The 25,913-nt window shown below is 71.6% G+C and carries 24 protein-coding genes and 2 pseudogenes; 13 read left to right on the top strand and 13 right to left on the bottom strand.

Annotated elements, in window-relative coordinates:
- Positions 1-21 precede the first annotated feature (21 nt).
- From argS to IPG65_RS04550, 7 genes are all read left to right on the top strand, one after another.
- Positions 22-1,695, top strand: a complete 1,674-nt coding sequence (gene argS, locus IPG65_RS04580) for an arginine--tRNA ligase (protein WP_293188084.1) — start codon at positions 22-24, stop codon at positions 1,693-1,695.
- Positions 1,696-1,709: 14 nt separating this feature from the next.
- The gene (locus IPG65_RS04575) at positions 1,710-2,432 is read left to right on the top strand and encodes an SPOR domain-containing protein (RefSeq protein ID WP_293188083.1); all 723 of its coding nucleotides are present in this window, start codon (positions 1,710-1,712) and stop codon (positions 2,430-2,432) included.
- Positions 2,433-2,548: 116 nt separating this feature from the next.
- Positions 2,549-3,181 carry a thiol:disulfide interchange protein DsbA/DsbL gene (locus IPG65_RS04570; RefSeq protein WP_293188082.1) on the top strand — a complete coding sequence of 211 codons (633 nt, stop codon included), beginning with the start codon at positions 2,549-2,551 and terminating at the stop codon, positions 3,179-3,181.
- Positions 3,182-3,423: 242 nt separating this feature from the next.
- Entirely contained in the window at positions 3,424-4,080 is a 657-nt protein-coding gene (lptA, locus tag IPG65_RS04565) for a lipopolysaccharide transport periplasmic protein LptA (protein WP_293188081.1), read from the top strand.
- Between the two features lie 17 nt (positions 4,081-4,097).
- The gene (lptB, locus tag IPG65_RS04560; protein WP_293188080.1) at positions 4,098-4,895 is read left to right on the top strand and encodes an LPS export ABC transporter ATP-binding protein; all 798 of its coding nucleotides are present in this window, start codon (positions 4,098-4,100) and stop codon (positions 4,893-4,895) included.
- On the top strand, positions 4,892-6,472 hold the full coding sequence (gene rpoN / locus IPG65_RS04555; RefSeq protein WP_293188079.1) for an RNA polymerase factor sigma-54: 1,581 nt from the start codon (positions 4,892-4,894) through the stop codon (positions 6,470-6,472). The genes lptB and rpoN overlap by 4 nt, the downstream gene beginning before the upstream one ends.
- Positions 6,473-6,488: 16 nt before the next feature.
- Positions 6,489-7,781 carry a THUMP domain-containing protein gene (locus tag IPG65_RS04550; protein WP_293188078.1) on the top strand — a complete coding sequence of 431 codons (1,293 nt, stop codon included), beginning with the start codon at positions 6,489-6,491 and terminating at the stop codon, positions 7,779-7,781.
- Between the two features lie 107 nt (positions 7,782-7,888).
- On the opposite strand, the pseudogene IPG65_RS04545 reads toward IPG65_RS04550, so the two are convergent.
- Positions 7,889-8,346, bottom strand: a pseudogene (locus IPG65_RS04545) (LysR substrate-binding domain-containing protein).
- A gap of 73 nt (positions 8,347-8,419) precedes the next feature.
- Here IPG65_RS04545 and IPG65_RS04540 point away from each other — a divergent pair.
- From IPG65_RS04540 to IPG65_RS04515, 6 genes and pseudogenes are all read left to right on the top strand, one after another.
- Positions 8,420-8,596, top strand: a pseudogene (locus IPG65_RS04540) (tripartite tricarboxylate transporter substrate binding protein); the annotation flags it as partial.
- 14 nt (positions 8,597-8,610) lie between these two features.
- Entirely contained in the window at positions 8,611-9,858 is a 1,248-nt protein-coding gene (locus tag IPG65_RS04535; protein ID WP_293188077.1) for a CoA transferase, read from the top strand.
- Complete coding sequence (locus IPG65_RS04530; RefSeq protein WP_293188076.1) at positions 9,855-10,634, top strand: enoyl-CoA hydratase/isomerase family protein; 780 nt, start codon at positions 9,855-9,857, stop codon at positions 10,632-10,634. Before IPG65_RS04535 ends, IPG65_RS04530 begins: the two co-directional genes overlap by 4 nt.
- Complete coding sequence (locus tag IPG65_RS04525; protein WP_293188075.1) at positions 10,631-12,457, top strand: acyclic terpene utilization AtuA family protein; 1,827 nt, start codon at positions 10,631-10,633, stop codon at positions 12,455-12,457. The genes IPG65_RS04530 and IPG65_RS04525 overlap by 4 nt, the downstream gene beginning before the upstream one ends.
- 12 nt (positions 12,458-12,469) lie before the next feature.
- Positions 12,470-13,459 (top strand): tripartite tricarboxylate transporter substrate binding protein, encoded by a 990-nt coding sequence (locus IPG65_RS04520; RefSeq protein WP_293188074.1) that lies wholly within the window; start codon positions 12,470-12,472, stop codon positions 13,457-13,459.
- 6 nt (positions 13,460-13,465) lie between these two features.
- Positions 13,466-13,900: a putative toxin-antitoxin system toxin component, PIN family gene (locus IPG65_RS04515; RefSeq protein WP_293188073.1), complete on the top strand. Its 435-nt coding sequence runs from the start codon at positions 13,466-13,468 to the stop codon at positions 13,898-13,900.
- A 62-nt stretch (positions 13,901-13,962) separates the two neighbouring features.
- Here IPG65_RS04515 and IPG65_RS04510 read toward each other — a convergent pair whose 3' ends face one another.
- The 12 genes from IPG65_RS04510 to IPG65_RS04455 all read right to left on the bottom strand — a co-directional run bounded on the left by IPG65_RS04510 (position 13,963) and on the right by IPG65_RS04455 (position 25,845).
- Complete coding sequence (locus IPG65_RS04510) at positions 13,963-14,943, bottom strand: branched-chain amino acid ABC transporter permease (protein WP_293188072.1); 981 nt, start codon at positions 14,941-14,943, stop codon at positions 13,963-13,965.
- A gap of 3 nt (positions 14,944-14,946) precedes the next feature.
- Positions 14,947-15,831 carry a branched-chain amino acid ABC transporter permease gene (locus tag IPG65_RS04505; RefSeq protein ID WP_293188071.1) on the bottom strand — a complete coding sequence of 295 codons (885 nt, stop codon included), beginning with the start codon at positions 15,829-15,831 and terminating at the stop codon, positions 14,947-14,949.
- Between the two features lie 36 nt (positions 15,832-15,867).
- A complete protein-coding gene (locus IPG65_RS04500; RefSeq protein ID WP_293188070.1) occupies positions 15,868-17,088 on the bottom strand; it encodes an ABC transporter substrate-binding protein in 1,221 nt (406 codons plus the stop codon).
- 51 nt (positions 17,089-17,139) lie between these two features.
- Positions 17,140-17,853: an ABC transporter ATP-binding protein gene (locus IPG65_RS04495; RefSeq protein WP_293188069.1), complete on the bottom strand. Its 714-nt coding sequence runs from the start codon at positions 17,851-17,853 to the stop codon at positions 17,140-17,142.
- A gap of 8 nt (positions 17,854-17,861) precedes the next feature.
- Positions 17,862-18,638, bottom strand: coding sequence for an ABC transporter ATP-binding protein (locus tag IPG65_RS04490; protein WP_293188068.1), 777 nt, complete (start codon positions 18,636-18,638; stop codon positions 17,862-17,864).
- Positions 18,639-18,758: 120 nt separating this feature from the next.
- Positions 18,759-20,621: an FMN-binding glutamate synthase family protein gene (locus IPG65_RS04485; RefSeq protein ID WP_293188067.1), complete on the bottom strand. Its 1,863-nt coding sequence runs from the start codon at positions 20,619-20,621 to the stop codon at positions 18,759-18,761.
- Between the two features lie 74 nt (positions 20,622-20,695).
- Complete coding sequence (locus tag IPG65_RS04480) at positions 20,696-21,124, bottom strand: CinA family protein (protein WP_293189942.1); 429 nt, start codon at positions 21,122-21,124, stop codon at positions 20,696-20,698.
- A gap of 103 nt (positions 21,125-21,227) precedes the next feature.
- The gene (locus IPG65_RS04475; RefSeq protein ID WP_293189940.1) at positions 21,228-21,701 is read right to left on the bottom strand and encodes a phosphatidylglycerophosphatase A; all 474 of its coding nucleotides are present in this window, start codon (positions 21,699-21,701) and stop codon (positions 21,228-21,230) included.
- A 161-nt stretch (positions 21,702-21,862) separates the two neighbouring features.
- A complete protein-coding gene (locus IPG65_RS04470; RefSeq protein WP_293188066.1) occupies positions 21,863-23,446 on the bottom strand; it encodes a DUF4139 domain-containing protein in 1,584 nt (527 codons plus the stop codon).
- A 191-nt stretch (positions 23,447-23,637) separates the two neighbouring features.
- A complete protein-coding gene (locus tag IPG65_RS04465; protein ID WP_293188065.1) occupies positions 23,638-24,258 on the bottom strand; it encodes a CoA transferase in 621 nt (206 codons plus the stop codon).
- 2 nt (positions 24,259-24,260) lie between these two features.
- A complete protein-coding gene (locus IPG65_RS04460; RefSeq protein WP_293188064.1) occupies positions 24,261-24,884 on the bottom strand; it encodes a CoA transferase in 624 nt (207 codons plus the stop codon).
- Positions 24,868-25,845, bottom strand: a complete 978-nt coding sequence (locus tag IPG65_RS04455; RefSeq protein WP_293188063.1) for a tripartite tricarboxylate transporter substrate binding protein — start codon at positions 25,843-25,845, stop codon at positions 24,868-24,870. Before IPG65_RS04455 ends, IPG65_RS04460 begins: the two co-directional genes overlap by 17 nt.
- Positions 25,846-25,913: the final 68 nt, after the last annotated feature.

Raw genomic sequence — 25,913 nt, 5'->3', positions numbered from 1 at the left:
GCGCGCTCTTAGAATCCCTCGATGCCCTCCGTGAAACAGCAATTGCTCGCCGCGCTGGCGGCCGAGCTGGACAGACTCTCGCCCGGCGCCGGCGAGAAGGCGGCTTTCGAGTCGCCCAAGCAGGCGGCGCACGGCGATCTCGCCTGCACCGCCGCGATGCAGCTCGCCAAGCCGCTCAAGGCCAACCCGCGCCAGCTCGCCCAGCAGCTCCAGGCCGCGCTGGCGGCCACGCCGGCCTTCGGCCAGTGGGTCCAGGCCATCGAGATCGCCGGCCCGGGCTTCCTGAACATCCGCCTGCACCCCGCCGCCAAGCAGCAGGTGGTGCGCGAGGTGCTGTCGCAGCGCGAGCGCTACGGCATGCAGCCGGCGCGCGGCGAGAAGATCCTGGTCGAATTCGTCAGCGCCAACCCCACCGGCCCGCTGCACGTCGGCCACGGCCGCCAGGCGGCGCTGGGCGACGCCATCTGCCACCTGTTCGCCACGCAGGGCTGGCGGGTGCACCGCGAGTTCTATTACAACGACGCCGGCGTGCAGATCGACACGCTGGCCCGCTCGGTGCAACTGCGCGCCCAGGGGTTCAAGCCGGGCGACGCCGAATGGCCCGAGGCGGCCTACAACGGCGACTACATCCAGGACATCGCGGACGACTTCCTGGCCAGGAAGTCCGTGCGCGCCGACGACCGCGAGTTCAGCGCCAGCGGCGACGCGGACGACCTGGCCGGCATCCGCCAGTTCGCCGTCGCCTACCTGCGCCGCGAGCAGGACAAGGACCTGCAGGCCTTCAACCTCCGCTTCGACCAGTATTACCTGGAGTCGAGCCTGTATACCAGCGGCCGCGTCGAGGCAACGGTGCAGCGCCTCGTTGCCCACGGCAAGACCTACGAGCACGACGGCGCCCTGTGGCTGCGCACCACCGGCTACGGCGACGACAAGGACCGCGTCATGCGCAAGAGCGACGGCGGCTACACCTACTTCGTGCCCGACGTGGCCTACCACATCACCAAGTGGGAGCGGGGTTTCCACAAGGCCGTCAACATCCAGGGCACCGACCACCACGGCACCATCGCCCGCGTGCGCGCCGGCCTGCGGGCGGCCGAGGTCGGCATCCCGGCCGGCTACCCCGACTACGTGCTGCACACCATGGTGCGCGTGGTGCGCGGCGGCCAGGAGGTCAAGATCAGCAAGCGCGCCGGCAGCTACGTCACCCTGCGCGACCTGATCGAGTGGACCAGCCAGGACGCGGTGCGCTTCTTCCTGCTCTCGCGCAAGCCCGACACCGAATACACCTTCGACGTCGACCTGGCGGTGCAGAAAAACAACGACAACCCGGTCTACTACGTGCAGTACGCGCACGCCCGCATCCGATCGGTGCTCGAAGCCTGGGGCGGCGACGCCGCGGCGCTGGCCGGCGCCGACCTGGCGCCGCTGGACACCCCCGCCGCCCAGGCGCTGATGCTGCAACTGGCCCGCTACCCCGACATGCTGGCCGCCGCCGCGCAGGACTTCGCGCCGCACGACGTCACCTTCTACCTGCGCGAGCTGGCCGCCAGCTACCACAGTTACTACGACGCCGAGCGCATCCTGGTGGACGACGAAACGGTCAGGACCGCGCGCCTGGCCCTCGTCGCCGCGACGGCGCGCGTATTGCACAATGGCCTGTCGGTGCTCGGCGTGTCGGCGCCGGCGAGGATGTGAAGCATTACCCCAACATGATGAAGACCAAGCAACGCGGCGGCACCTTCCTGGGCATCATCCTGGGTGTGATGGTCGGCCTGGCGGCGGCGCTGGGCGTGGCCATCTACGTCGCCAAGGTGCCCGTGCCCTTCGTCAACAAGAACACCTCGCGCACCAGCGGCCAGGACGCCGCCGAGGCCGAGAAGAACCGCGACTGGGACCCCAACGCCCCCCTGCGCGCCCGCAACGGCGCCAAGCCCGCCACCACGGGCACGGTCAGCGGCAGCGTGGCGCCCGCGCCCGCCCCGGCACCCATTCCGCCACCCATCCTGGCGCCGGCCGAGGTCGCCCGCCCCGCACCCCGGCCCGCGCCCGTGCCGGCCCCGGCCGAGGTCCGGCCCGCCGAGCCGCGCACCGCCCGCGCCTCCGCCCCGGCCCCCGCCGCGCGTGCGCCCTCCGCCGATCCGCTGGGTGACCTGGCGGCGGCGCGCGCCGGCCTGCCCGCGCCGGCCACGGCCGACCCCTTCACCTATTTCGTGCAGGCCGGTGCCTTCCGCACCCCGGACGACGCCGAGGCCCAGCGCGCGCGCCTGTCCTTGATGGGCGTGGAGGCGCGCGTGACCGAGCGCGAGCAGGCCGGCCGTACCGTGTACCGCGTGCGCGTGGGCCCGTTCCAGAACAAGGACGCCGCCGACCGCGTCAAGGGCCGGCTGGACGGCAGCGGCTTCGACGCCGCGCTGGTGCGCGTGCAGCGCTGAAAAGCCGTGAACCAACCCGCCGCGCTCGCTCGTCTCGCCCCCAGCTTCTGACGCGCCGGGGAACTTGCCCGCGCCCCCCGGCTCCATACGCCACCGCTTTCTCGGAGAAACAGCACATGAAACGACGCGAATTCACCCTGGGCGCCGCCGCCGCAGCCCTGCCCGGCCTGCTGAGCCAGCCGGCCCACGCCCAGTCGGGCAAGGGCTACACCGAGCTGGGCCGGCGTGCCCCGGTGGAGGCGCCGCCCGGACAGGTGGAGGTGGTGGAGTTCTTCTCCTACGGCTGCGTGCACTGCAAGAACTTCGAGCCCATGTTCGGCGCCTGGAAGAAGGCCGCGCCCAAGGACGTGAAGGTGCGCCTGGTGCACGTGGGCTTCCAGAGCAGCTTCGAGCCGCTGCAGCGCATCTACTACGCGCTGGAGGCGACGGGCCAGGTCGAGGCGCTGCACGCCAAGGTGTTCGAGGCGCTGCAGACCGAGCGCAAGCGCCTGGACAAGCCCGAGGTGCTGTTCCCCTGGGTGGCGGAGCAGGGTGGAGACCGCGCCAAGTTCGAAGCCGCCTACAAGTCCTTCGGCGTGGCCACCCAGCTGCGCCGCGCCGTCGAGCTGCAGGAGGCGTACAAGGTCGAGGGCACGCCGGCCCTGGGCATCGGCGGACGCTACTACACCGACGGCTCCATGGCCGGCGGCTTCGAGCGCATGATCCAGATCGCCAACACCCTGATCGCGCAGGAGCGCAAAAAAGGCTGACCCCAGGCTGCGCGGACTGCGTTCCGCTCCGCCTCCCCCTGCCAGGGGGCACCGCCAACGGCCGGGCCAAGTCCGTCCGTGGCGGCCCGGGATGGCCTGCTCCGCGGCCTCCAGGTTCTCGTGGGGCGCTGCCTGGCTTGCCGATGGCTCTTTCACAGCCCGCCTTGGCGGGCTTTTTCAATTGCCGGCCCCGTGGGCGCCTTACAATCGATCCGTACTGCAAAGCAAAAAACGTGCCTTTCATGGATCCACTTGCCCAGCCCCTTTTCCGCCGCCTGCTGGCGGGCCTGTTCGTGCTGCTGGCGGCGGCGCCCGCGCTGGCCGAGCGCGCGGACCGCGACAAGCCGATGAACATCGAATCCGACACCCTGCGCTACGAGGAGCAGAAGCAGCTCTCCACCTTCACCGGCCGCGTGGTGGTGACCAAGGGCACCATCGTGATGCGCGGCGCGCGGTTGGAGGTGCGCCAGGACGCCGCCGGTAACCAGAACGGCACCATGTTCGCCGAACCCGGCGGGCGCGCCTTCTTCCGCCAGAAGCGCGAGGGCCTGAACGAATACATCGAGGGCGAGGGCGAGACCATCGAATACGACGGCAAGGCCGACAGCGTGCGCTTCGTGCGCCGCGCCGAGATGCGCCGCCTGGCCGGCGCCACGCTGCAGGACGAGGTGATGGGCAGCGTCATCGTCTACAACAACACCACCGAGGTCTACACCGTGGACGGCGCGCCGCGCTCGGCCGGCGCCCCGTCGTCGGCGCCGGGCGGCCGGGTGCGCGCGGTGCTGGCACCGCGCGGCCAGGGCGGCGCCGCGGCGCCAGCGGCGGGCGAATCGGCCCCCGCGCCGGCCGTGCCGCTGCGCCCCTCGACCACGCTGCCCGCGCCGGGGCCGGCCCAGTGAGTGCGCCGGTCGGCTCCATGAGCGCGCCGGCCACCGAGGCGCTGGTGGCCGGCCGGGACGGCGGCAGCCGCACGGGCAGCCGGATGGAGGTGCGCGGCCTGCGCAAGAACTACGGCGCGCGGCGCGTGGTGCACGAGGTGTCGCTGGACGTGAACAGCGGCGAGGTGGTGGGCCTGCTGGGCCCCAACGGCGCGGGCAAGACCACGTCGTTCTACATGATCGTCGGCCTGGTGCGCGCCGACGCCGGCACCATCGCCATCGACGGCCAGCCGGTCGAGCACATGCCCATCCACCGCCGCTCGCGCCTGGGCCTGTCGTACCTGCCGCAGGAGGCGTCGATCTTCCGCAAGCTCACGGTGGCCGAGAACGTGCGCGCCGTGCTGGAGCTGCAGCGCGATGCCGACGGCCGGCCGCTGGCCAGGGCCGAGATCGAGCGCCGCCTGACCGAGCTGCTGGAGCAACTGCACGTCCAGGACCTGCGCGACTCGCCCGCGCCCGCGCTGTCGGGCGGCGAGCGTCGGCGCGTGGAGATCGCGCGCGCGCTGGCCACGCAGCCGCGCTTCATCCTGCTGGATGAGCCCTTCGCCGGCATCGACCCCATCGCGGTGATCGAGATCCAGCGCATCATCGCCTTCCTGAAGGCGCGCGGCATCGGCGTGCTCATCACCGACCACAACGTGCGCGAGACGCTGGGCATCTGCGACCACGCCGTCATCATCAGCGAAGGCCGCGTGCTGGCCGCCGGCACGCCGCAGGACATCGTGGCCAATCCCGACGTGCGCCGGGTCTACCTCGGCGAGCATTTCCGCCTGTGAAACCCGGCCTGTCGCTGCGCGTCTCGCAGCACCTCGCCCTCACGCCGCAGCTGCAGCAGTCGATCCGCCTGCTGCAACTCTCGACGCTGGAGCTGGCCAGCGAAGTCGAGCAAATGCTCGACGACAACCCCTTCCTTGAGCGCGAGGACGAGCACGCGCCGCGCGAGGACTTCGGCCTGGCGCGCGCCGACGAGCGCGTCAGCGAAGGTGACCGCATCCACGAGAACGCTACTGAATCAGGAGCGGATGGCATGGATTCCATCCCGGCCAGCGATGGTTTTGATGCAGAAGCTGGCTTCGCGGAAGGCTGGGACGGCGACGGCGGCGTGGAGATGGTCCCCGACGATGGCGAATGGGGCGGCGAGGCGCCCGCGCGCACCGCGCAGCGCGACGACGGCGACGAACTCGACCCCGGCGAGCGCGGCCGCGCCCACGAGTCGCTCACCGAGCACCTGCACCGGCAGGCGCTCGCGCTGCGCCTGTCGCCCGAGGACTCGGCGGCGCTGCGCTTCCTGATCGAATCGCTCAACGACGACGGCTACCTGGAGGACTCGCTCGCCCAACTGGCCGCCACCCTGACCGACGAGGGCGACGACCTGGATGCGCTGGAGGAGCTGGTGCACCGCTTCAGCTTCGCGCTCAAGCTGCTGCAGTCGCTGGAGCCGGCCGGCGTCGGCGCGCGCGGCCTGGCCGAATGCCTGACGCTGCAACTGAAAGCGCGGCGGGCCGAGCGCGGCGTGGCCGAGGACGAGCAGGCGCGCCTGGCCACCGCCCTGAAGATCTGCGCCCAGCACGGCGTCCTGGAGCTGCTGGCCAAGCGCGACGCGCGGCGGCTGGCGCAGCTCGCGGGCGAAAGCGAGGAGGCCGTGCGCGCCGCCCTGCCTGTCATCGCGCGGCTGGAGCCCAAGCCCGGCCGCCGTTTTGCCGACGTGGAGCGCAACGCCATCGTGCCCGACGTCGTCGTCACCGCGCGCGGTGCCGGTGCGCAACTGCGCCTGCGCGTGCAGCTCAACCCCGACGTCATGCCGCGCCTGCGCGTGCACGACGTGTACGCCAGCGCCCTGCGCGGCGGCCGGGGCGGCGAGCACCACCAGGCCCTGGCCCAGCGGCTGCAGGAAGCGCGCTGGTTCATCCGCAACATCCAGCAGCGCTTCGACACCATCCTGCGCGTCTCGCGCGCCATCGTCGAGCGCCAGCGCAGCTTCTTCATCCACGGCGAGCTGGCCATGCGCCCCATGGTGCAGCGCGAACTGGCCGACGAGCTGGGCGTGCACGAATCCACCATCTCGCGCGTGACCACCGCCAAGTACATGGCCACGCCATGCGGCACCTTCGAGCTGAAGTATTTCTTCGGCTCCGCGCTCGGCACCGAGGCCGGCGGCAACGCCTCCAGCACGGCCGTGCGCGCGCTCATCAAGCAGTTGATCGCGGCCGAGGACGCCGCCAAGCCCCTGTCGGACGGCCAGTTGTCCGAGCTGCTCAAGGCCCAGGGCATCGACTGCGCGCGCCGCACCGTCGCCAAATACCGCGAAGGGCTGCGCATCCCGATCGCCAGCCTGCGCAAATCGGTGGCCTGACCCGCTTCAAGAACCCATGACCCCGCTGACCCTGTTCCTGCCCTGCGCCGCCGGCGTCGAGGATTTCCTGGCCGACGAGGTGCACGGCCTCACCGGCCTGGCCGGCCAGGACCTGCTCACCCTGCGCGGCGGCGTGCGCGTGCGCGGCGACTGGGCGCTGGCGCTGCGGCTGAACCTGGCCAGCCGCCTGGCCCAGCGCGTGCTGATCGAGCTGGCGCACGCGCCCTGCCAGAGCGAGCACGATCTGTACGCCCTGGCCGCCGGCGTGCCGTGGGAGGACTGGTTCACCCCGCGCCACACCTTCCGCGTCGACCTGACGGCGCAGGCCAGCCCCTTGCAAAGCCTCAACTTCGCCACCCTGCGCGTCAAGGACGCGGTGGCCGACCGCTTCCGCCAGCAGGCCGGCGGCGTGCGCCCCAGCATCGACACCCAGCGCCCCGACGTGCGCGTGCAGGCGCACCTGAGCTCCACCCACGCCACGCTCTACATCGACACCAGCGGCGAGCCGCTGTTCAAGCGCGGCTGGCGCCAGGACAAGGGCGACGCGCCGCTGAAGGAAACCCTGGCCGCCGCCATGCTGGCCGCCAGCGGCTGGTGGCGCCCGGCCACGCGCGAGGTCTCGCCGCTGCCGCTGTACGACCCCTGCTGCGGCTCCGGCACCATCGTCATCGAGGCGGCGCAGATCGCCCTGGGCCTGCCCGCCGGCGGGCAGCGGCGCTTCGCCGTCGAGCGGCTGAGGCCGTTCGACGCGGCGGAATGGGTTGCTATAAAAAAAGAAGCTACCGGTTCAATTCCCACAAAGGTTGAAGGCCAATTTGGTTCTGAAACCGCTGCGGTCCGCATCTTCGGCAGCGACGTCGCCCACCGCATGGTCGATTTCGCCCAGCGCAACGCCGAGCGCGCCGGCGTCGCCGCCGCCGTGCAACTGCGCGGCGGCGACGCGCTGCAGCGCTTGCCGCCCGCCGGCCAGCCCGGCGTGCTGCTGATGAATCCGCCCTACGGCGAGCGCATCGCCGCCGCCGGGGTGGCCGGGCACAAGGCGCGCGGCGGGCGCGAGGCGTTCCAGCGCGATGCCGGCGACGCGCCGGCCGATTTCAACGCCGGCGACGAGTTCTTCCAGCGTCTGGCCGCGCACTGGAAGACCCACTACGCCGGCTGGACCGCCTGGCTGCTCACGCCCGACCTGAAGCTGCCCGGTCGCCTGCGCCTGAAGGAATCGCGCCGCGTTCCGCTGTGGAACGGGCCGATCGAGTGCCGGATGTTCCGCTTCGACCTCACCGCGCGGCGGCCGGCGGAGTCGCCGCAGTGAGGCAGGGCGGCGCGCGCCGCCGGCAACGCACGAAATCCATGATGCGGCGTCGCCCCCTTTGAGGGGGGAGGCGCAACATCGCGGAGCGAGTGGAGCCTGGGGGCGGGTCACAAGCTCCCCATGAACGCCCGCGCCACCGCCGGCCGCGTGAGCGGCACCGCGGCCAGTTCCGCCATGTTCACCAGCTGAAGCGCCAGCACCGGCGGGGCGGTGATGCCCAGGCCCGCCGCCACCATCGCGCCGCATGCGGCCACGCTGGGGTACTCCAGCACCGGTCGCATCGGCGCGCGCAGGCGAAGGAACGCCGCGTCCGTGATCGGCCGGATGCTGCCGTGCGGCGCGCTCACGATGCAGGGGCGCGTGCTGAAGATCGACCAGGGCGCCGCGCCGCGGCGGCCAGCGGGTCGTCACGGCGGCACACCAGCACGAACGGGTCGTCGCGCAGGCGGCGGTACTGCAGGCGCTGGTGCGGCGCGGGGCGCACGCTGAGGCCGAAGTCCGCGCGGCCTTCCTCCACCATCGCCAGCAGCGCGTCGGCCGGCGCCTCGACCAGCGAGAACGTCACCCGCGGGTGCGCGCGCGAGAACGCGGCGATGGCCTAGACTGGGCGCCAGAACCAGGAGACAGACCCAATGGATGACATGGTCAACGTGCCGTACAAGAGCAACCCGCTGTCCATCGCCGACCTGATCGGCGGGCAGGTGGATTTCATGTTCGCCGACGCCTCGTCGTCGGAGGCGGTCAAGGCCTTCCAGGCCGCCGAGTCCCGGAAATGGGGCCAGGTGATCCGGGCCGCCGGCATCCAGCCTGAGTGAGCGCGAGGATGGCGATGTCCGCGACCGATCCCTCCGCCTTCTCCGGCCCCCTGCATGGCGTGCGGGTGCTGGACCTGACCACGGTCTTCATGGGCCCGTCCGCGACGCAGCTGCTGGGCGACCTGGGCGCCGACGTGATCAAGATCGAGTCGCCGGGGGGCGACTCCACGCGCTCGATCGGCCCGTGCGGCGACCTCGGGCTGGGGCCGCTGTTCCTGGGCTTGAACCGCAACAAGCGCAGCGTGGTGCTGGACCTCAAGAACCCGCAAGGCGTCGAGGCGCTGCTGCGGCTGGCGCGGGACGCCGACGTCTTCGCCACCAACGTGCGGCCGGCGGCGATGCAGCGGCTGGGGCTGGGTTACGAGCAGCTCGCGGCGGTGAACCCGCGCCTGGTCCACGCCAGCATGGTCGGCTTCTCGCAGCGCGGGCCCTACGCGGCCAAGGCGGCCTTCGACGACATGATCCAGGCGGCCACGGGCCTCGCGGCGGCCGTCGGCCAGGGCGCGGGCGGCGAGCCGCGCTACCTGCCCCTCACCATCGCCGACCGCTCGGTGGGGCTGTACGCCTTCGGCGTGATCTGCGCGGCGCTGCACGCGCGCCACCAGACCGGGCGGGGCCAGAGCATCGACATCCCGATGTTCGAGACCATGATTCCCTACGTGCTGGGCGACCACCTCTATGGCCGCACCTTCGTGCCGGGCCAGGGCGACTTCGGCTACCCGCGCCTGATGAGCCCCAACCGCCGGCCCTACAAGACCCGGGACGGCTACGTCTGCTGCCTGATCTACACCGACCGGCACTGGGAGATCTTCCTGAACGCGGTCGGCAAGGGCGAGCTGCTGCGCACCGATCCCCGGTTCAAGGACATCGGCGCCCGGACCCGGGCCATCGACGCGCTGTACCAACTGGTGGCCGACGAACTGGCGCAGCGCAGCACCGCCGAATGGCGGCAACTGCTGCCCGAGTCGGACATCCCGATCTTCCCCATGCACACCTTCGAAACGCTGCTGCAGGACGAGCACCTGGCCGCGACCGGCTTCTTCCAGCAGACCGAGCACCCGGTGGTCGGCACCATCGTGGAGACCGCGGTGCCCAGCGAATGGTCCGGCACGCCGCCGAACCGGCGCACGCCCGTGCCCGTGCTCGGCCAGCACACCGCCGAGGTGCTGCGGGAAGCCGGCTACGCCGACGCCGAGATCGACGCCCTGATCGCCGCCGGCGCCGCGCGCGGCGCGAACCCCCTCCAGGAGAACAACGCATGAATGCCCCAACCCCACCCGAGCTGGACGTGCGCCAGCAGGACGGCGTGCTCTGGCTCACCCTCTGCCGCGAATCGCGGCGCAACGCCCTCAGCCCCGGCGTGCTGGCCGGGCTGACCGAGGCGCTGACCCGCGCCCGCGGTGACCGCGGACTGCGCGCCATCGTGCTCACCGGCGCGGGCGACAAGGCCTTCTGCGCCGGCGCCGACCTGCAGACCGGCCAGTCCTTCAAGTTCGACTACTCGGAACCGCGGCAGGGCTTCGCTGACCTCTTTCGCGCGGCGCGCGCCACGCACGTGCCGCTGCTCGCGCGCGTCAACGGCGTGTGCATGGCCGGCGGCATGGGCCTGCTGGCCATGTGCGACCTGGCGGTGGCCGCGCCGCACGCCCGCTTCGGCTTGCCGGAGGTCAAGATCGGCGTGTTCCCGGCCCAGGTGCTCAGCGTGCTGCAAGGGCTGGTGGGCCGGCGCATGCTGACCGAGCTGTGCATCACCGGCGAGCCCATCGACGCGGGCGAGGCGCTGGCCTGCGGCCTGGTCAACCGCGTCAGCGCGGACCTGGACGCCGGCGTGCAGGCGCTGCTGGCGCGCCTGCTCGACAAGTCGCCCGCCGCCATCCGGCGCGGGCTGTACCTGATGAAGCACGTCGAGGGCATGCCCTTCGAGCAGTCCATGGCCTTCACCGAGAGCCAGATCGGCCTGTTCGCGTTGACCGAGGACGCGGCCGAGGGTCAGTCGGCCTTCCGCGAGAAGCGCCCACCCACCTGGAGCGGACGATGAGCGAGGCCGACCCCAAGATCGTCCGCATCGGCGGCGCCTCCGGCTTCTGGGGCGACTCCAGCGTCGGCGCGCCGCAACTGGTGGCCAGCGGCCGGATCGACTACCTGGTGTTCGACTACCTGGCCGAACTCACCATGTCCATCCTGGCGGCGGCGCGGCTCAAGAAGCCCGAGCTGGGCTATGCCACCGACTTCGTGTCCGTGTCGATGAAGGCGGTGCTCAAGGACGTGGTGGCCCAGGGCATCCGCGTGGTCAGCAACGCCGGCGGCGTCAACCCGCGGGGCTGCGCCGACGCGCTGCGCGCGCTGGCGGCCGAGCTGGGCGTGCCCGTGAGGATCGCCGTCGTCACGGGCGACGACGTGATGCCGCAACTGCCCGCGCTGCGCCAGGCCGATCCGCCCGTGGCCGAACTGCAGAGTGGCGCGCCGCTGCCCGCCAAGATGCTCACGGCCAACGCCTACCTGGGCGCGCAGCCCGTCAAGGCGGCGCTGGACGCGGGCGCGCAGATCGTCATCACCGGCCGCTGCGTCGATTCGGCCGTGACGCTGGGCATCCTGATGCACGAGTTCGGCTGGACGGCGCTCGACTTCGACCGGCTGGCCGGCGGCAGCCTGGCGGGCCACATCATCGAGTGCGGCTGCCAGGCCACCGGCGGGCTGCACACCGACTGGCAGGACGTGCCCGACTGGGCGCACATCGGCTACCCCATCGTCGAGTGCGCGCCGGACGGCAGCTTCACCGTCGCCAAGCCCGAGGGCACGGGCGGCCTGGTGGCGCCGCAGGTGGTGGCCGAGCAGATGCTATACGAGATCGGCGACCCCGCCGCCTACCTGCTGCCGGACGTGGTGTGCGACTTCACGCAGGTGCGCATGGCGCCCGCCGGGCCGCAGCGCGTGCGCGTGCATGGCGCGCGCGGCCGCGCGCCGACAGCGACGTACAAGGTCTGCGCCACCTGGCTGGACGGCTTCAGGACCTCGGCGCAGCTCACCATCGTGGGCTTCGACGCGGCGGCCAAGGCGCGCCGCACCGGCGAGGCCATCCTGGCGCGCGTGGGCGAGCTGCTGGCGCGCCAGGGCCTGGCGCCGCTCAGCCGCACGAATCTCGAAGTGCTGGGCGCCGAGAGCTGCTACGGTCCGCACGCCCGGGCGGCCGGCGCGCGCGAGGCGGTGCTGCGCCTGACGGCCTGCCACCCCGACAAGGCCGCGCTGGAGCTGCTGGCGCGCGAGATCGCGCCGGCCGGCACGTCCTGGGCGCCCGGCACCACGGGGGCGGGCGGGCGCGCGGGCGTGTCGCCGCTGATCCGGCAGTACGCCTTCCTGCTGGACAAGGCGCGTGTGGCGCCGGCCGTGGCGCTCGACGGCGCACCGGTTTCTGTGCCAAATGTGCCTGCAGCCAGCGCCGATAAATCGCAGATAGCTATTAAAAACGTAGCAATCGACGCGCCCGAGCCGGCACCACCCGCCACCGGCGCCGAAGTCATCGACGTGCCCTTGATCCGCCTGGCCTGGGCGCGCTCCGGCGACAAGGGCGACACCTCCAACATCGGCGTGATCGCGCGCCGGCCCGAGTGGCTGCCGCTGCTGCGCGCGCAGCTCACGCCCGAGCGCGTGGCCGCGCACCTCGCGCACCTGGTCGAAGGCCCGGTCACGCGCCACGACGTGCCGGGCATCCACGCCTTCAACTTCGTGTGCGAGCGGGCGCTGGGCGGCGGCGGCATGGCTTCGCTGCGCAACGACGCGCTGGGCAAGGGCATGGGCCAGATCCTGCTGGCGCTGCCGGTGCGGGTGCCCGCCGCGTGGTTTCCCGAATCTGCACCATCCTGAAGGAGCGTTCTCATGCATTCCCCTCGTTCCTGGCGCCTGTCGCGCCGCGCGGCCCTGGCCACCCTGGCCGCGATGGCGGCGGCGCCCGCCGCCGTGGCCCAATCGGGCGCCCACCGGCCCATCCGGCTGGTGGTGGGCTTCGGTCCGGGCAGCATCAACGACCTGACGGCGCGCGAGCTGGCCCGCTACATGGCCGAATCGCTGGGCCAGCCGGTCATCGTCGAGAACCGGCCCGGCGCCGGCGGGTCGCTGGGCACCGACCTGGTGGCCAAGTCGCCGCCGGACGGCCTGACCATCGGCCTGGGCACCAGCTCGCAACTGGTGATGAACGTCGCGCTGTACCGGAACCTGCCTTTCGACGTGGAGCGCGACCTGCGCCTGATCGGCCTGGTGAGCCGCGGGCCGATGGTGCTGGCCAGCAAGGCGAACGGCCCCGGGACGTTGCGCGCGCTGATCGCGCAGGCCAAGGCGCAGCCGGGGCAGGTGAGCTACGGCTCGGCCGGCACCGGCTCCATCAGCCACATCGTTGGCGAGGCCTTCGCCCGCGTGGCGGGCGTGAAGCTCAACCACATCCCCTACAAGGGCAACGGGCCGGCCATGGCGGACCTGTCGGGCGGCCACGTGGACCTGGTGTTCGACGGCATCAGCACCTCGCGGCCGATGGCGCAGCAGGGGCGCGTGCGCATCCTGGCCTACGGGGGCCGGCAGCGCAGCCCGGCCATCCCGCGGGTGCCCACCTTCGCCGAACAGGGCCTGGCCGGCTACGACGCCTATTCGTGGAACTGCCTCTTCGTGCCCGCCGGGACGCTCGATGCCGAGGTCGCGCGGCTGAACCAGGCGCTCAACGCGGCCCTGGCGCTGCCGGCCATGAAGGACAAGCTGGCGCAGGGCGGGGTCGAGAACCTGGGGCCGTCCACGCCGCGGCAGGCCGACGACTTCGGGCGCGCCGAGCGTGCGCGCTGGGTGCCCTTCGTGCGCAGCCTGAAACTCGACGTCGGGTGAGGCCACGTGACCGGTCCGCGCCCCGCCGACGTGGTGATCGACACCAACTGCGTGCTCGATCTGTGGCTGTTCGACGACCCGGCGATGGACACGCTGAAGCAGGCGATCCACGCCGGCGCGGTGCGCTGGATCGCCGCGCCGGCCATGCGCGACGAATTGGCGCGGGTGCTCACCTACCCGCTCGTCGCGGCGCGACTGGCGCGCCGCTGGCGCACGGCGGACGAGGTGCTGGCGGCTTTCGACCGATGGGTCCATCCGCGCGCGCCCGCCGGCGCCGCGCCGGTGCGCTGCCGCGATCCCGACGACCAGATGTTCATCGACCTGGCGGTGGCCGAGGGCGCGGCGCTGTTCAGCAAGGACAAGGAGGTCATCGCCCTGGCGCGCCGGCTGGCGCCGCTGGGCGTGGCGGTGGCGGAGCGCGCTTCTGTGATTCTTGAATGAAAACGGGCGAAAGCCCGCGTGGATATTGCGCAGAAAGCTATTGATTCAATAGCGTCCGGAGTTCAGAGCGACTTCTTCAGCAGGTGCCCGATCTCACCCACGATGCCGCGGCGGAACAGCAGCACGCAGACGACGAAGATCACGCCCTGCACCACCGACACCCAGGCGCCCAGCTCGGCCAGGTAGTTCTGCATGGCCACGATCACGGCGGCGCCCACCATCGGCCCGAAGAGGGTGCCCAGGCCGCCCACCAGCGTCATCAGCACCACCTCGCCCGACATGCTCCAGTGCACGTCGGTCAGCGAGGCGAGCTGGAACACGATGGCCTTGGTGGCGCCCGCCATCCCGGCCAGCGCGGCCGAGAGCACGAAGGCGCGGTGCTTGAACTTGTCGGCGTCGTAGCCCAGCGAGATGGCGCGCGGCTCGTTCTCGCGGATCGCCTGCAGCACCTGGCCGAAGGGCGAATGCACGATGCGGTAGATCAGCCCGAAGCCGCCGAGGAACACCGCCAGCACGAAGCCGTACATGGCCACCGGATTCGACAGGTCGATCATGCCCAGCAGCCTGCCGCGCGGCACGGCCTGGATGCCGTCCTCGCCGCCGGTGAAGGGCGCCTGCAGGCTGAGGAAGAACACCATCTGCGCCAGCGCCAGCGTGATCATGGCGAAATAGATGCCCTGGCGGCGGATGGCCAGCAGCCCCGTCACCCAGCCCAGCGCCGCGGCGCACAGCGTGGCCAGCCCGACGGCCAGCTCCGGCGTCAGGCCCCACACCTTGGCGGCGTGAGCGGCGACGTAGCCGGCGCCGCCCAGGAACATGGCGTGGCCGAACGACAGCAGCCCGCCGAAGCCCAGCAGCAGGTTGAAGGCGCAGGCGAACAGCGCGAAGCACATCACCTTCATCATGAACACCGGGTACACGCCCAGCAGCGGGGCGAGCACGAAGATGGCGGCCATGGCGACGAAGGCCGCGAGGTGCGTGCGCGCCGCGCCGGCGGAGGCCGGGGCGGGAGCGTGAGTGGGGGCGTTCGAACCGGTGGCCATGGCTTACTTCTGGGTGCCGAACAGGCCGGCCGGGCGGATCAGCAGCACGATGGTCATGATGATGAAGATGACGGTGGTCGAGGCCTCGGGGTAGAACACCTTGGTCAGTCCCTCGACCAGCCCCAGGCCGAAGCCGGTGACGATGGCGCCCATGATCGAGCCCATGCCGCCGATCACGACGACGGCGAACACCACGATGATGAGGTCGGCCCCCATCTGCGGGCTGACCTGGTAGATCGGCGCGGCCATCACGCCGGCCAGCGCGGCCAACGCCACGCCGAAGCCATAGGTCAGCGTGATCATGCGCGGCACGTTGATGCCGAAGGCCTGCACCAGCTGCGGGTTCTCGGTGGCGGCGCGCAGGTAGCCGCCCAGCTTGGTGCGCTCGATCACGAACCAGGTCGCCAGGCAGATGATCAGCGATGCGCCGATGATCCAGGCGCGGTAGTTGGGCAGGAACATGAAGCCCAGGTTCTGCCCGCCCGTCAGTTGTTCGGGCATGGTGTAGGGCAGGCCGCTGGAGCCGTATTCCTTGCGGAAGAAGCCCTGGATGATGAGCGCCAGGCCGAAGGTGAGCAGCAGGCCGTACAGGTGGTCCAGCTTGTACAGGCGCGCGAGCATCGTGCGTTCGATGACGACGCCCATGGCGCCGACCGCCAGCGGCACGATCAGCAGCGCCCACCAGTAGTTCAGCCCCAGCTTGTTGAGCAGCAGGTAGGCGCCGAAGGCACCCAGCATGTACTGGGCGCCGTGGGCGAAGTTGATGATGTTGAGCAGGCCGAAGATGACGGCCAGCCCGAGCGAGAGCAGGGCGTAGAACGAGCCGTTGATCAGGCCGATGAGCAACTGCCCCATCATGGCCTGGACCGGGATGCCGAAGATGTCCATGGCGTGCCTGTGCTCCGCTGCCTCGCGCGCCGGCGCTTATTTCTTGGCCACCAGCGGGCATTCGCCCTGGTCGATGGGGCGGAAGGCCTGGTCGGCGGGGATCGTTGCCCGCAACTTGTAGTAGTCGTAGGGGCCTTTCGACTCGGCGGGCTTCTTCACCTCGAACAGATAGGCCGGGTGGATCTTGCGGCCGTCGGCGCGGATCACGCCCTTGCCGAACAGCGGGTCGTCGGTGGGCAGCTCCTTCATCTTCACCACCGTCTTCGTGCCGTCGTCGGTCTTGCCGGCGTCGATGGCCTTCAGGTAGTGCAGCACGGAGGCGTAGACGCCGGCCTGCACCATCGTCGGGTACTTGCCGCCGTTGGCGGCGGCGAAGCGCTTGGACCAGGCGCGCGTTTGGTCGTTGAGGTCCCAGTAGAAGGTCTCGGTCAGGATCAGGCCCTGCGCCGTCTGCAGGCCCAGGCCGTGCACGTCGGCGAGGAACACCAGCAGGCCGGCCAGGTTCTGCCCGCCCTTGGTGATGCCGAACTCGGCCGCCTGCTTGATCGAGTTGATGGTGTCGCCGCCGGCGTTGGCCAGGCCGATGATCTTGGCCTTGGACGACTGCGCCTGCAGCAGGAAGGACGAGAAATCCTGCGTGGCCAGCGGCACCTTGACGCTGCCCAGCACCTTGCCGCCGCCCTTGGTGACGACGGCCGAGGTGTCGCGTTCCAGCGCGTGGCCGAAGGCGTAGTCGGCGGTCAGGAAGAACCAGGTGTTGCCGCCCGTCTTGACGATGGCGCTGCCGGTGCCGTTGGCCAGCATCCAGGTGTCGTAGGTCCAGTGCACGGTGTTGGGCGAGCAGAGCTTGCCCGTGAGGTCGGACGAGGCGGCGCCGGAGTTGAGCAACAGCTTGCCCTTCTCGCGCGCCACTTCATGCACGGCCAGGGCGACCGACGAGGTGGGCACGTCGGCGATGGCGTCGACGCGCTCGCTGTCGAACCATTTGCGGGCGATGCTGGCGCCCACGTCGGCCTTGTTCTGGTGGTCGGCGGCCACCACTTCGACCTTCAGGCTGGACTTGGTGGCTTTCAGGTAGTCGTCCACGGCCATCTTGGCCGCCGTCGCCGAGCCCGGGCCGGCCAGGTCGGCGTAGAGGCCGGACATGTCGGTCAGCACCCCGATCTTCACCACGTTGTCGGAGATCTGGGCCTGGGCCAGGCCGGCGGTGGCCAGGCCGATGCCGGCGATCAGCGAGCACAGAAGTTTGCGTTTCATGGGACCTCTCCTTGGGTAGTGGACTGACGAAAATGACGAGGCACGGCGCGCCTAGACGCCCAGGTATTCATGCAGCATGTGCATGTTGTCCTGCAGCTCGGCGGCGGTGAATTCCTTCACGATGAGGCCGCGCTCCATGATGTAGAAGCGGTCGGCCAGCGGCGCCGCGAAGCGGAAGTTCTGCTCCACCATCAGCACCGTGAAGCCGCGCACGCGCAACTGCTGGATCATGCGCGCCAGCGCCTGCACGATGACCGGCGCCAGGCCTTCTGAAATCTCGTCGAGCAGCAGCACCTTGGCGCCGGTGCGCAGGATGCGCGCCACCGCCAGCATCTGCTGCTCGCCCCCCGACAGCCGCCCGCCCGGGCTGGTGCGGCGCGCCTTCAGGTTGGGGAACATCTCGTAGATCTCGTCGATGCCCATGCCGCCCTCGGCCACCTTGGGCGGCAGCATCAGGTTCTCCTGGCAGTTCAGGCTGGCCATGATGCCGCGTTCTTCGGGGCAGTAGCCGACGCCCAGGCGGGCGATGTGGTGCGGCGCCATCCTCACCGTCTCGGCGCCCCGCACCTGGATCGAGCCCGTGCGCTTGCCCACCAGGCCCATGAGGGCGCGCAGCGTCGTCGTGCGGCCCGCGCCGTTGCGGCCCAGCAGGGTCACCACCTCGCCGGGGCGCACGTCGATGCTGACGCCGTGCAGGATGTGCGACTCGCCGTACCAGGCGTGCACGTCCTTGAGGCGGATGGCGAAGGCGGAGGCGTCGCTCATGGTGCTTCTCAGCCGTGCGCGCCCTGGAGGGCCGCGTCGGTGCTGCCCATGTAGGCCTCCAGCACTTGCGGATTGCGCGAGACCTCGGCGTAGGCGCCTTCGGCGATGACCTGCCCGAACTGCAGCACGGTGATGGTGTCGGCGATGCTGCCCACGACGCCCATGTTGTGCTCCACCATCAGCACGGTGCGGTTGGCGGCCACCTTCTTGATCAGCCGCGTCACCATGTCCACGTCCTCGTGGCCCATGCCCTGTGTCGGCTCGTCCAGCAGCATCAGCTTGGGGTCCATGGCCAGCGTGGTGGCGATCTCCAGCGCGCGCTTGCGGCCGTAGGGCAGCTCGATGGCGGGCAGGTGCGAGAACTCGCGCAGGCCAACCGTGTCGAGCAGTTCCAGGCAGCGGCCGTCCAACTGGTCGAGCGTGCGCTCGGACTTCCAGAAATTGAACGCCGTGCCCAGCGTCTGCTGCAGCGCCACGCGCACGTTCTCCAGCACGCTCATGTGCGGAAAGATGGACGAGATCTGGAACGACCGCACCACGCCGCGCCGCGCGATCTGCGCCGGTTTTTCGCGCGTGATGTCGTTGCCCTCCAGCAGGATCTGGCCGCGCGTCGGCTCCAGGAACTTGGTCAGCAGGTTGAAGCAGGTGGTCTTGCCGGCGCCGTTGGGGCCGATGAGGGCGTGGATGGTGCCGCGGCGAATCTTGAGGTTGACATCGTTGACCGCCACGAAGCCCTTGAACTCCTTCACGAGCCCCCGTGTTTCCAGAATGATGTCCGAACTCATGCGAACGGCTGACGCCTCTGTGACAACAAAAACGAGCGAATTATGGCTGCGTGACGGCGCCGAATCGGTAGGGGTTTTCACCCGACGCGAGGCCAGCGCCTGGCGCTCCGAAGAAAAAGCTCAACCCGTCCGTTGGCCGTCCACCGCGTCGGAGGCGCGCCAGCTTTCCGGCACCTGCGTGGGCGATGCGGGCGCCGCCGCGGGCGAGTAGGCCTGCTCGGGCACCAGGTGCGCGACGGGTTCCGGCTCCGGCGGTGGCGCGTCGCGCAACTGGTGCGCCACCTCGTTCGCCGACTCCCCCGCGCCGGAGCCGTCCGCGCCGCCTTGCTCGGGCACCTGCGGGGCGAAGCTGTGCGCGCTGGCCAGCGGCCAGAACAGGCGAAAGACGGTCGGCAGCTCGGCCACGTCGCCCAGCAGCGCGCCGCGCCGCATCGACGGCAGCAGCACCGACAACTGGCGCACCTGCGTGTCGTCGATGCGGCGTACCACGTGGTGCGAGGTCACCTGGTCGGTGTGCGTCAGGCCGGCGGCCTGCAGCAGCTCTTTCAGCGCGTGCAGCGTGTTGGCGTGGAACTGCGCCACGCGCGGCGCCTTGTCGGCCACCACCAGCGCGCGCTGGCGCACCGGGTCCTGCGTGGTCACGCCGGTGGGGCAGTGGCCGGTGTGGCAGGTCTGCGCCTGCAGGCAGCCCACGGCCATCATGAAGCCGCGCCCGGAGTTGCACCAGTCGGCGCCCAGCGCCAGCACGCGCGCGATGTCGAACGAGGTGATGACCTTGCCCGCGCAGCCGATCTTGATGCGCTCGCGCAGGTTCACGCCGCGCAGCGTGTTGTGCACCAGGCGCAGGCCCTCCTGCAGCGGCGTGCCGACGTGGTCGGTGAACTCCACCGGCGCCGCGCCAGTGCCGCCCTCGGCGCCGTCCACCACGATGAAGTCTGGCGTGATGTCGGTCTCCAGCATGGCCTTGACGATGCCGAACCATTCCCACGGGTGGCCGATGCACAGCTTGAAGCCGGTCGGTTTGCCGCCCGACAGCTCGCGCAGTTGCGCCACGAAGCGCATCAGCTCGACCGGCGTGGAGAACGCGCTGTGCGCCGACGGCGAGATGCACGACACGCCCACCGGCACACCGCGCGCGGCGGCGATCTCGGGCGTGACCTTGGCGCCCGGCAGCACGCCGCCGTGGCCCGGCTTGGCGCCCTGGCTCAGCTTGATCTCGATCATCTTCACCTGCGGGTCGCGCGCCTGCTCGGCGAAGCGCTCGGGGTTGAAGCCGCCACCTTCGTTGCGGCAGCCGAAGTAGCCCGAGCCGATCTCCCAGATCAAATCGCCCCCGTGCTCGCGGTGGTAGCGGCTGATCGAGCCCTCGCCCGTGTCGTGCGCGAAGCCGCCCAGTTTGGCGCCTTGGTTCAGCGCCAGGATGGCGTTGGCCGACAGCGCGCCGAAGCTCATGGCCGAGATGTTGAACACGCTGGCGCTGTAGGGCTGCGTGCAGGGCGACGCGCCGGGCAGCGGCGTGCCGGGGCGCCCGCCGATCCAGATGCGGAAGTCGTGCGACTCGATCCGGGTGGGGTGCAGCGAATGGTTGATCCATTCGTAGCCCTCGGCCCCCACGTCCAGCTGGGTGCCGAAGGGGCGGTTGTCCGGCATGCCCTTGGCGCGCTGGTACACCACCGAGCGCTGCGCGCGCGAGAAGGGCTGCGCCTCCATGTCGCCCTCGATGAAGTACTGGCGGATCTCCGGCCGCACGAACTCCTGCGCGAAGCGCAGGTGCCCGAGGATCGGGTAGTTGCGCAGGATGGCGTGGCGCGTCTGCCGCAGGTCGTGGATGCCCACCACCACCAGCGCGCCGAACAGCAGCAGCCACGGCAGGCCACGCCCGAAGGCGATCATCGAGAACAGGCTCAGCACCAGCGCCAGCACGCAGAAGGCCAGCGTGCTGTAGCGGACGGTATTGCTCAGGGTGATTTGCGGCGTGGACATGGCGAGAGGTCTCCTGGTGTTGTTTTATCGGTGCCGGCGTGCGTCCATCTTAGTGACCGGCGGCGTCAAGCCGTTCAGGGCGGGGCATCGAGCAGCGCCAGCAGCCGGCCCAGCGCATGCGCCACGGTCCGCGCACGCACGGCGGCGCGGTCGCCGTCGAAGCGGCGGCATTCGCTCAGGGTGCGGCCGTCGACCCGCCAGCCGAACCACACCGTGCCCACGGGCTTGCCGGGGCTGCCGCCCGCCGGGCCGGCCACGCCGGTGACGGCCACGGCGGCCTGGGCGCGCGCATGGGCGAGGGCGCCCTCGGCCATCGCCCGGGCCACGGGTTCGCTGACGGCGCCGTGCGCGGCGATCAGCGCGGCCGGCACGCCCAGCAGCTCGGTCTTGGCGGCGTTGCTGTAGGTGACGAAGCCGCGCTCGAACCAGTCCGACGAGCCGGCCAGGTCGGTGCAGGCGCCGGCGATCAAGCCGCCGGTGCAGCTCTCGGCCGTCGCCATCATCTGGCCGCGCTGCTTCAGCACCGAGGCCAACTTCTGAACGATTTCGGGCGTTTGCCCGCATGGATCATGCGCCGAAAGCTCATTATTTTGTAGCATGATTGGCTCAGATGTGGTGCCAGACCGCGATCACCAGCAGCGCGCACCCTGCCGCCACCAGATCGTCCAGCAAGATGCCGAAGCCGCCGCGCCAGCCGCGCGCGCCGTGCAGCAAGCGGTCGGCCCAGCCCACCGGGCCGGGCTTGGCGGCGTCGAAGTACCGGAACAACAGGAAGGCGGCCAACTGCGCCCAGAAGCCCGCCGGCATCAGCAGCCACAGCACCAGCCAGAAGGCGACGATCTCGTCGGCCACGATGGCGCCGGGGTCGGCCATGCGCAGGTGGTCGGCGGTGACGGTGCAGGCCCACCACGACACCGGCAGCGCGGCGGCCAGCAGCCAGCCTTGCTGCGCGGGCGTGAGCCACAGGCCCAGCACCACCCAGGCCAGCCAGGCCCACAGCGTGCCGCTGGTGCCGGGCGCCACCGGCGACAGGCCGGAACCGAAGCCCAGGGCCACCCAGTGCGCCGGGTGCGCGCGCATGAAGCGGGCGCTGGGGCGCACGGCGCCTGCGGGTGGCGGGCCGGCCCGGCCCGACAGCGGCGTCAGCGGCACGGCCCCGGCGGGCGCCGGCGCGGGAGCGGCTTCCTCGATGCGCCGCGCCTGCACGTCGGTCGCGTCCTCGCGCGGTCGGCCTGAAAGGCTCATGGCCGCTCGAACAGCCGCGTGTCCTGCGGCCAGGTGATGAGGTGCTCGGCGCTGAAGCGCTGGCTGGCGCCGGCGGTCAGCGGCTGTTCCCACAGCACGGTGCCGGGCTGGTCGTTCCAGGCGCGGCTGGCGGGCTCGGGCTGGTAGCGCGATTCGACGCGCACGTCCTGGTGCTCGGACACCGGCGCGGCGTCCAGCAGCTGCAGCGCGATGGTGTCGCGGTGGCGGTTCTCGGCGGTGTACAGGCGCGTCACGCGGCGTTCGTGCCGGCTGGCGATGAAGCCGCCCGTGCCTTCGGTGCGCGCGGGCTGCTCCACGCGCACCGTGACCAGTTCGTCGCGCCCGAAGGCCAGGCCCTGGCGCGCCAAGGCGGCGGGGTCGAGCCGGCCGCTGCCCACGTAGGCGCCGTCGCGCACCAGGTTGACCGGGCCAGCGGGCCACACGCCGGGCGGGGCGGCGATGGCGGCGATGAGGTAGGCGCTGGCGTCCAGCGCGGGCGTGGCGCGCGCCAGCAGCCGCGCGTCGGCGGTGTGCTCGCCCAGCGACAGCGTGACGCGCTGGCCGCTGGAGGGCACGCCGATGCGCCGCGGCACCACGAATTCGGTGGCGAAGGACTTGTCGAACACGCCAACGTCGAAGCTGGGCGGCGGCTCGGCCTCGGCCCCGCCCGCCGCGTCGGCGATGCGGGCGCGCAGCGCGGGCGCCGCCAGCGCACGCATCTGTTCCGGCGCGGCCGGCGGCTCGATGCCCACGCGCCATGGCCGGGGCATCGGCCCCTGCGTGGCGGCGCCGGGCTGGCCGGTGGACAGCACCAGTTGCACGCTGTCCCAGTCCTCGCCCGTGTTCTGCGCCACCAGCGCCTGGCGCTCCAGCCGCACCCGGCGGGCCTCGGTGTCCAGCGTGGCGCGGTAGCCGGGCTGCCAGCCGGGGCCGCGCACTTGGTAGCTCAGGCGCAGTTCGCCGCCCTGCGGCGCGGCCAGGGTGACCTGCACGGTGCTGGCGCGCGCGTCGGGCGTGCCGGCGCGGTCGCGCTCGGCCAGCAGGGGAGCCAGTTCGCGCTGCAGCGCTTCCTGCGCGCGCTGGATCTGGTGCTGGCGGTTGGCGCCCGCCTGCGCGCCCTGGCGCAGCGCCTGCGCGGTGGCGCCGATCTGCGCCGCCGACGCGGGGCCGGCGCCCGCGCCCGCGGCGGCGTTGCCGAAGCTCTTGAGGTAGCCGGCGGCCACCTGGAGACCGTCGCTCTCGGCCTGCAGCGCGGCGATCTGGTCCTCCAGCGCGTGCACGCGATCGTGCAGCGGACTGCGGCAGGCCTCGCCCAGCAGCGCGCGCGGCTGCTGGCGCACGGCCAGCTCGCCGATGCGCACGCCGGCGCCGCCGCTGGCCTGCAGGCTGGCCGCGTCCAGCCCGGCGGGCAGACAGGCGAAGACGGCCTGGCGCGCGCCGGGCGCCAGGTGCAGCACCCGCTCCACCGTGGCGCTGCCGGGGTAGACGGTGACACGGCTGATGCGGCTGGCGTCGGCGGCGTGCGCGCCGGTGCACAGGGCGAGGGCGAGGCTCAGGACGAGGCCGGCGTGGCGGGACATGGCGCTGCTTTCCATCGGGACGGGTGGCGACAATGCTAGCAGCAGCGCCTGCGGGCCGGTTTTCAAGAGAAATCCGGCCCGATCCCGCACGCAGATTGAGCGGGCAGCTATCAAATTTGAATGTTGAGCGTTTTGCGTGAACAGCCTGCGCTGGACGCTCAACGCCCGACGCCGAGGGCGCCGGCGGCGATTCAGCCGGGCGGCGCCCAGGCCGCCCCGTCGGCGAACAGCGCCTCGATGGTGGCCTTGTCCAGCCCGGCCTCGGCCAGCAGGGCACGGGTGTCGGCGCCACGGCGCGGCGGCGCGGCGAGCAGGCCGGTCAGCGGCTCGGACGAGCTGAAGCCGATGCCCGGCACCGGCACGCGGCGCGGGCCGTCGGGCAGCGGCAGCTCGACCTGGGGCCATCCGGCCGGCGATTCGGCCACGGCTTCGGCCGCCGCCGCCGCCGCGCTGCGCACACCCGTGGCCGGCACGCCGTGGGCGGCCAGGCGCGCTTCCCAGTCGGCCACCGTCGCCTGGCCGAAGGCCTCGCCCAGCAACCGCTGGGCGGTCACCACGTCGGCCTGTCCGGCGGCGGCTTCGATGTGCTGGCGCGTGGCCTCGTCCACGCCGGCCTCGGCCAGCGCCCGCTGCAGGCCCACGGCCTGGTCGGGCGCGTTGCACACCAGGGCCAGATGGCCGTCGCTGGCGGCGAAGGTGCCCGACAGCGCGCTGCCGGAGAACGCCGTCGAGGCGGTGCGCGGCGGCGTGATGCCGCTGACCATCTGCGGCGCGAACACCGGGCCCAGCAGGGTCAGCGCGGCGCCGTTCATGGTCACCTGCAGCCATTCGCCGCGCGCGCGCGCCGCGCCTGGCGTTCGCGGCGCAGCAGCGCCGCCAGCACCGCCTGCGCGGCCTGCATGCCGACGGCGTAGTCGATCACCGGAAAGCCCACGCGCTGCGGCGTGCCGTCGGTGTTGGCGTTGGCGGCCATGAAGCCGCTGCTGGCCTGCACCACGTGGTCGTAGGCGCGCCGGTTCGAGTCCGGCCCGAAGCCGGTGATGGAGCACACCACTAGGCGCGGGTGGCGCACGATGAGTTCGGCCGGGTCGAAGCCGAGCTTGGCCAGCTTGCCGGGGCGGAAGTTCTCCAGCAGCACGTCGGCCGAGGCGATCAGCGCGGCCAGCGCCTGGCGGGCGCGCGGATCACGGGCGTTGATCGCCAGCGAGCGCTTGCCGGCGCCCTGCACCACGAAGGCCTCGCCCAGCCCCAGGGCGGCCAGCCCGGGGTCGGCCGCCTTGGCGCGGATCATGTCGTCGGCGTCGGCGCGCTCGACGCGAATCACCTCGGCGCCCAGCAAGCCGAGCTGGTAGCCCGAGAAGGGGCCGGCGAGCACGTGCGTCCAGTCGATCACGCGCAGGCCGGCCAGCGGGCCGGCGGCGTTATTCGGGCTTGACATCGGCGTCCTTCACGTAGCGGCTCCAGCGCGTCACCTCGCCATCGACGAAGCGCTTGGTGGCGGCGACGTCGAAGTCCAGCAGGCTCGATCCGCTTTGCGCGCGCAGCTCGACCGCCGCGGGCGACTGGTTGGCGCGGCGGATGAATCCGTTGAGTTTCTCGACCACGGGTGCCGGCGTGCCGGCGGGCGCGAACACGGCGGTCCAGCCGGTGAACACGAAGTCGGCGACCCCCTGCTCGCCGAAGGTGGCCACGTTCGGCGCGGCCGTGGCGCGCTTTTCGGTGGCCAGGGCCAGGGTGCGCACCTTCTTGCCATCGACCAGCGTCTGCGCGGCCGAGGCGTCCGAGAACGCATACGTCAACTGGCCGCCAGCCAGGTCGGTCAGCGACTGCGGGTTGGATTTGTAGGGCGCGTTCACGGCGTCGATGCCGGCGCGCTTCTTGAGCACGGCGCACGCCACCTGGGTCACGGTGTTGCCGCTGCCGCAACTGAACTTGCCGGGGGTCTTCTTGGCCGCCGCCACCAGGTCCGCGAGGTTGTTCCAGGGGGAATTGGCGGGCACGTACAGGCCGATCGGGCTGGAGCCCATGCCGGCCACCGTCACGAACGACTCCGGCTTGTAGCCCAGCTTGCTCGGGAAGAAAGCGTAGTTGACGGCGTTGGTGGTGCCGCTGCCGACCAGCAGCGTGTGGCCGTCCGGCGCCGCCTTGGCGACGGCCTGCGCGCCGATGGCGCCGTTGGCGCCGGGCTTGTTGTCGACGATCACCGCCACGCCGAGGTGGGTGGCCAGTTCCTTGGCGAGGATGCGGGTGCCCAGGTCGGTGCCGCTGCCGGGGCCGAAGGGCACCACCAGCGTGATGGTCTTGCTCGGCCAGGCGTCCTGCGCCTGCGCGGCCGTGCCGAGTGCCAGGGCGGCCACGGCGCAGGCGGCGGCCCGTGCCAGGGGCGAAATGCTTGTCATGTCTGTCTCCTTGGGGATGATGGCGATGCGCGCGAATCTAGTCCGGAGCGCGGAAACGTGCCATAAAA

Origin of the sequence: Ottowia sp. (genome assembly GCF_016703145.1) — a bacterium.
Classification (GTDB): domain Bacteria; phylum Pseudomonadota; class Gammaproteobacteria; order Burkholderiales; family Burkholderiaceae_C; genus Ottowia.
The sequence above is the reverse complement of the archived record's forward strand: the minus strand, read 5'-3'. Positions and strand labels throughout refer to the sequence as shown.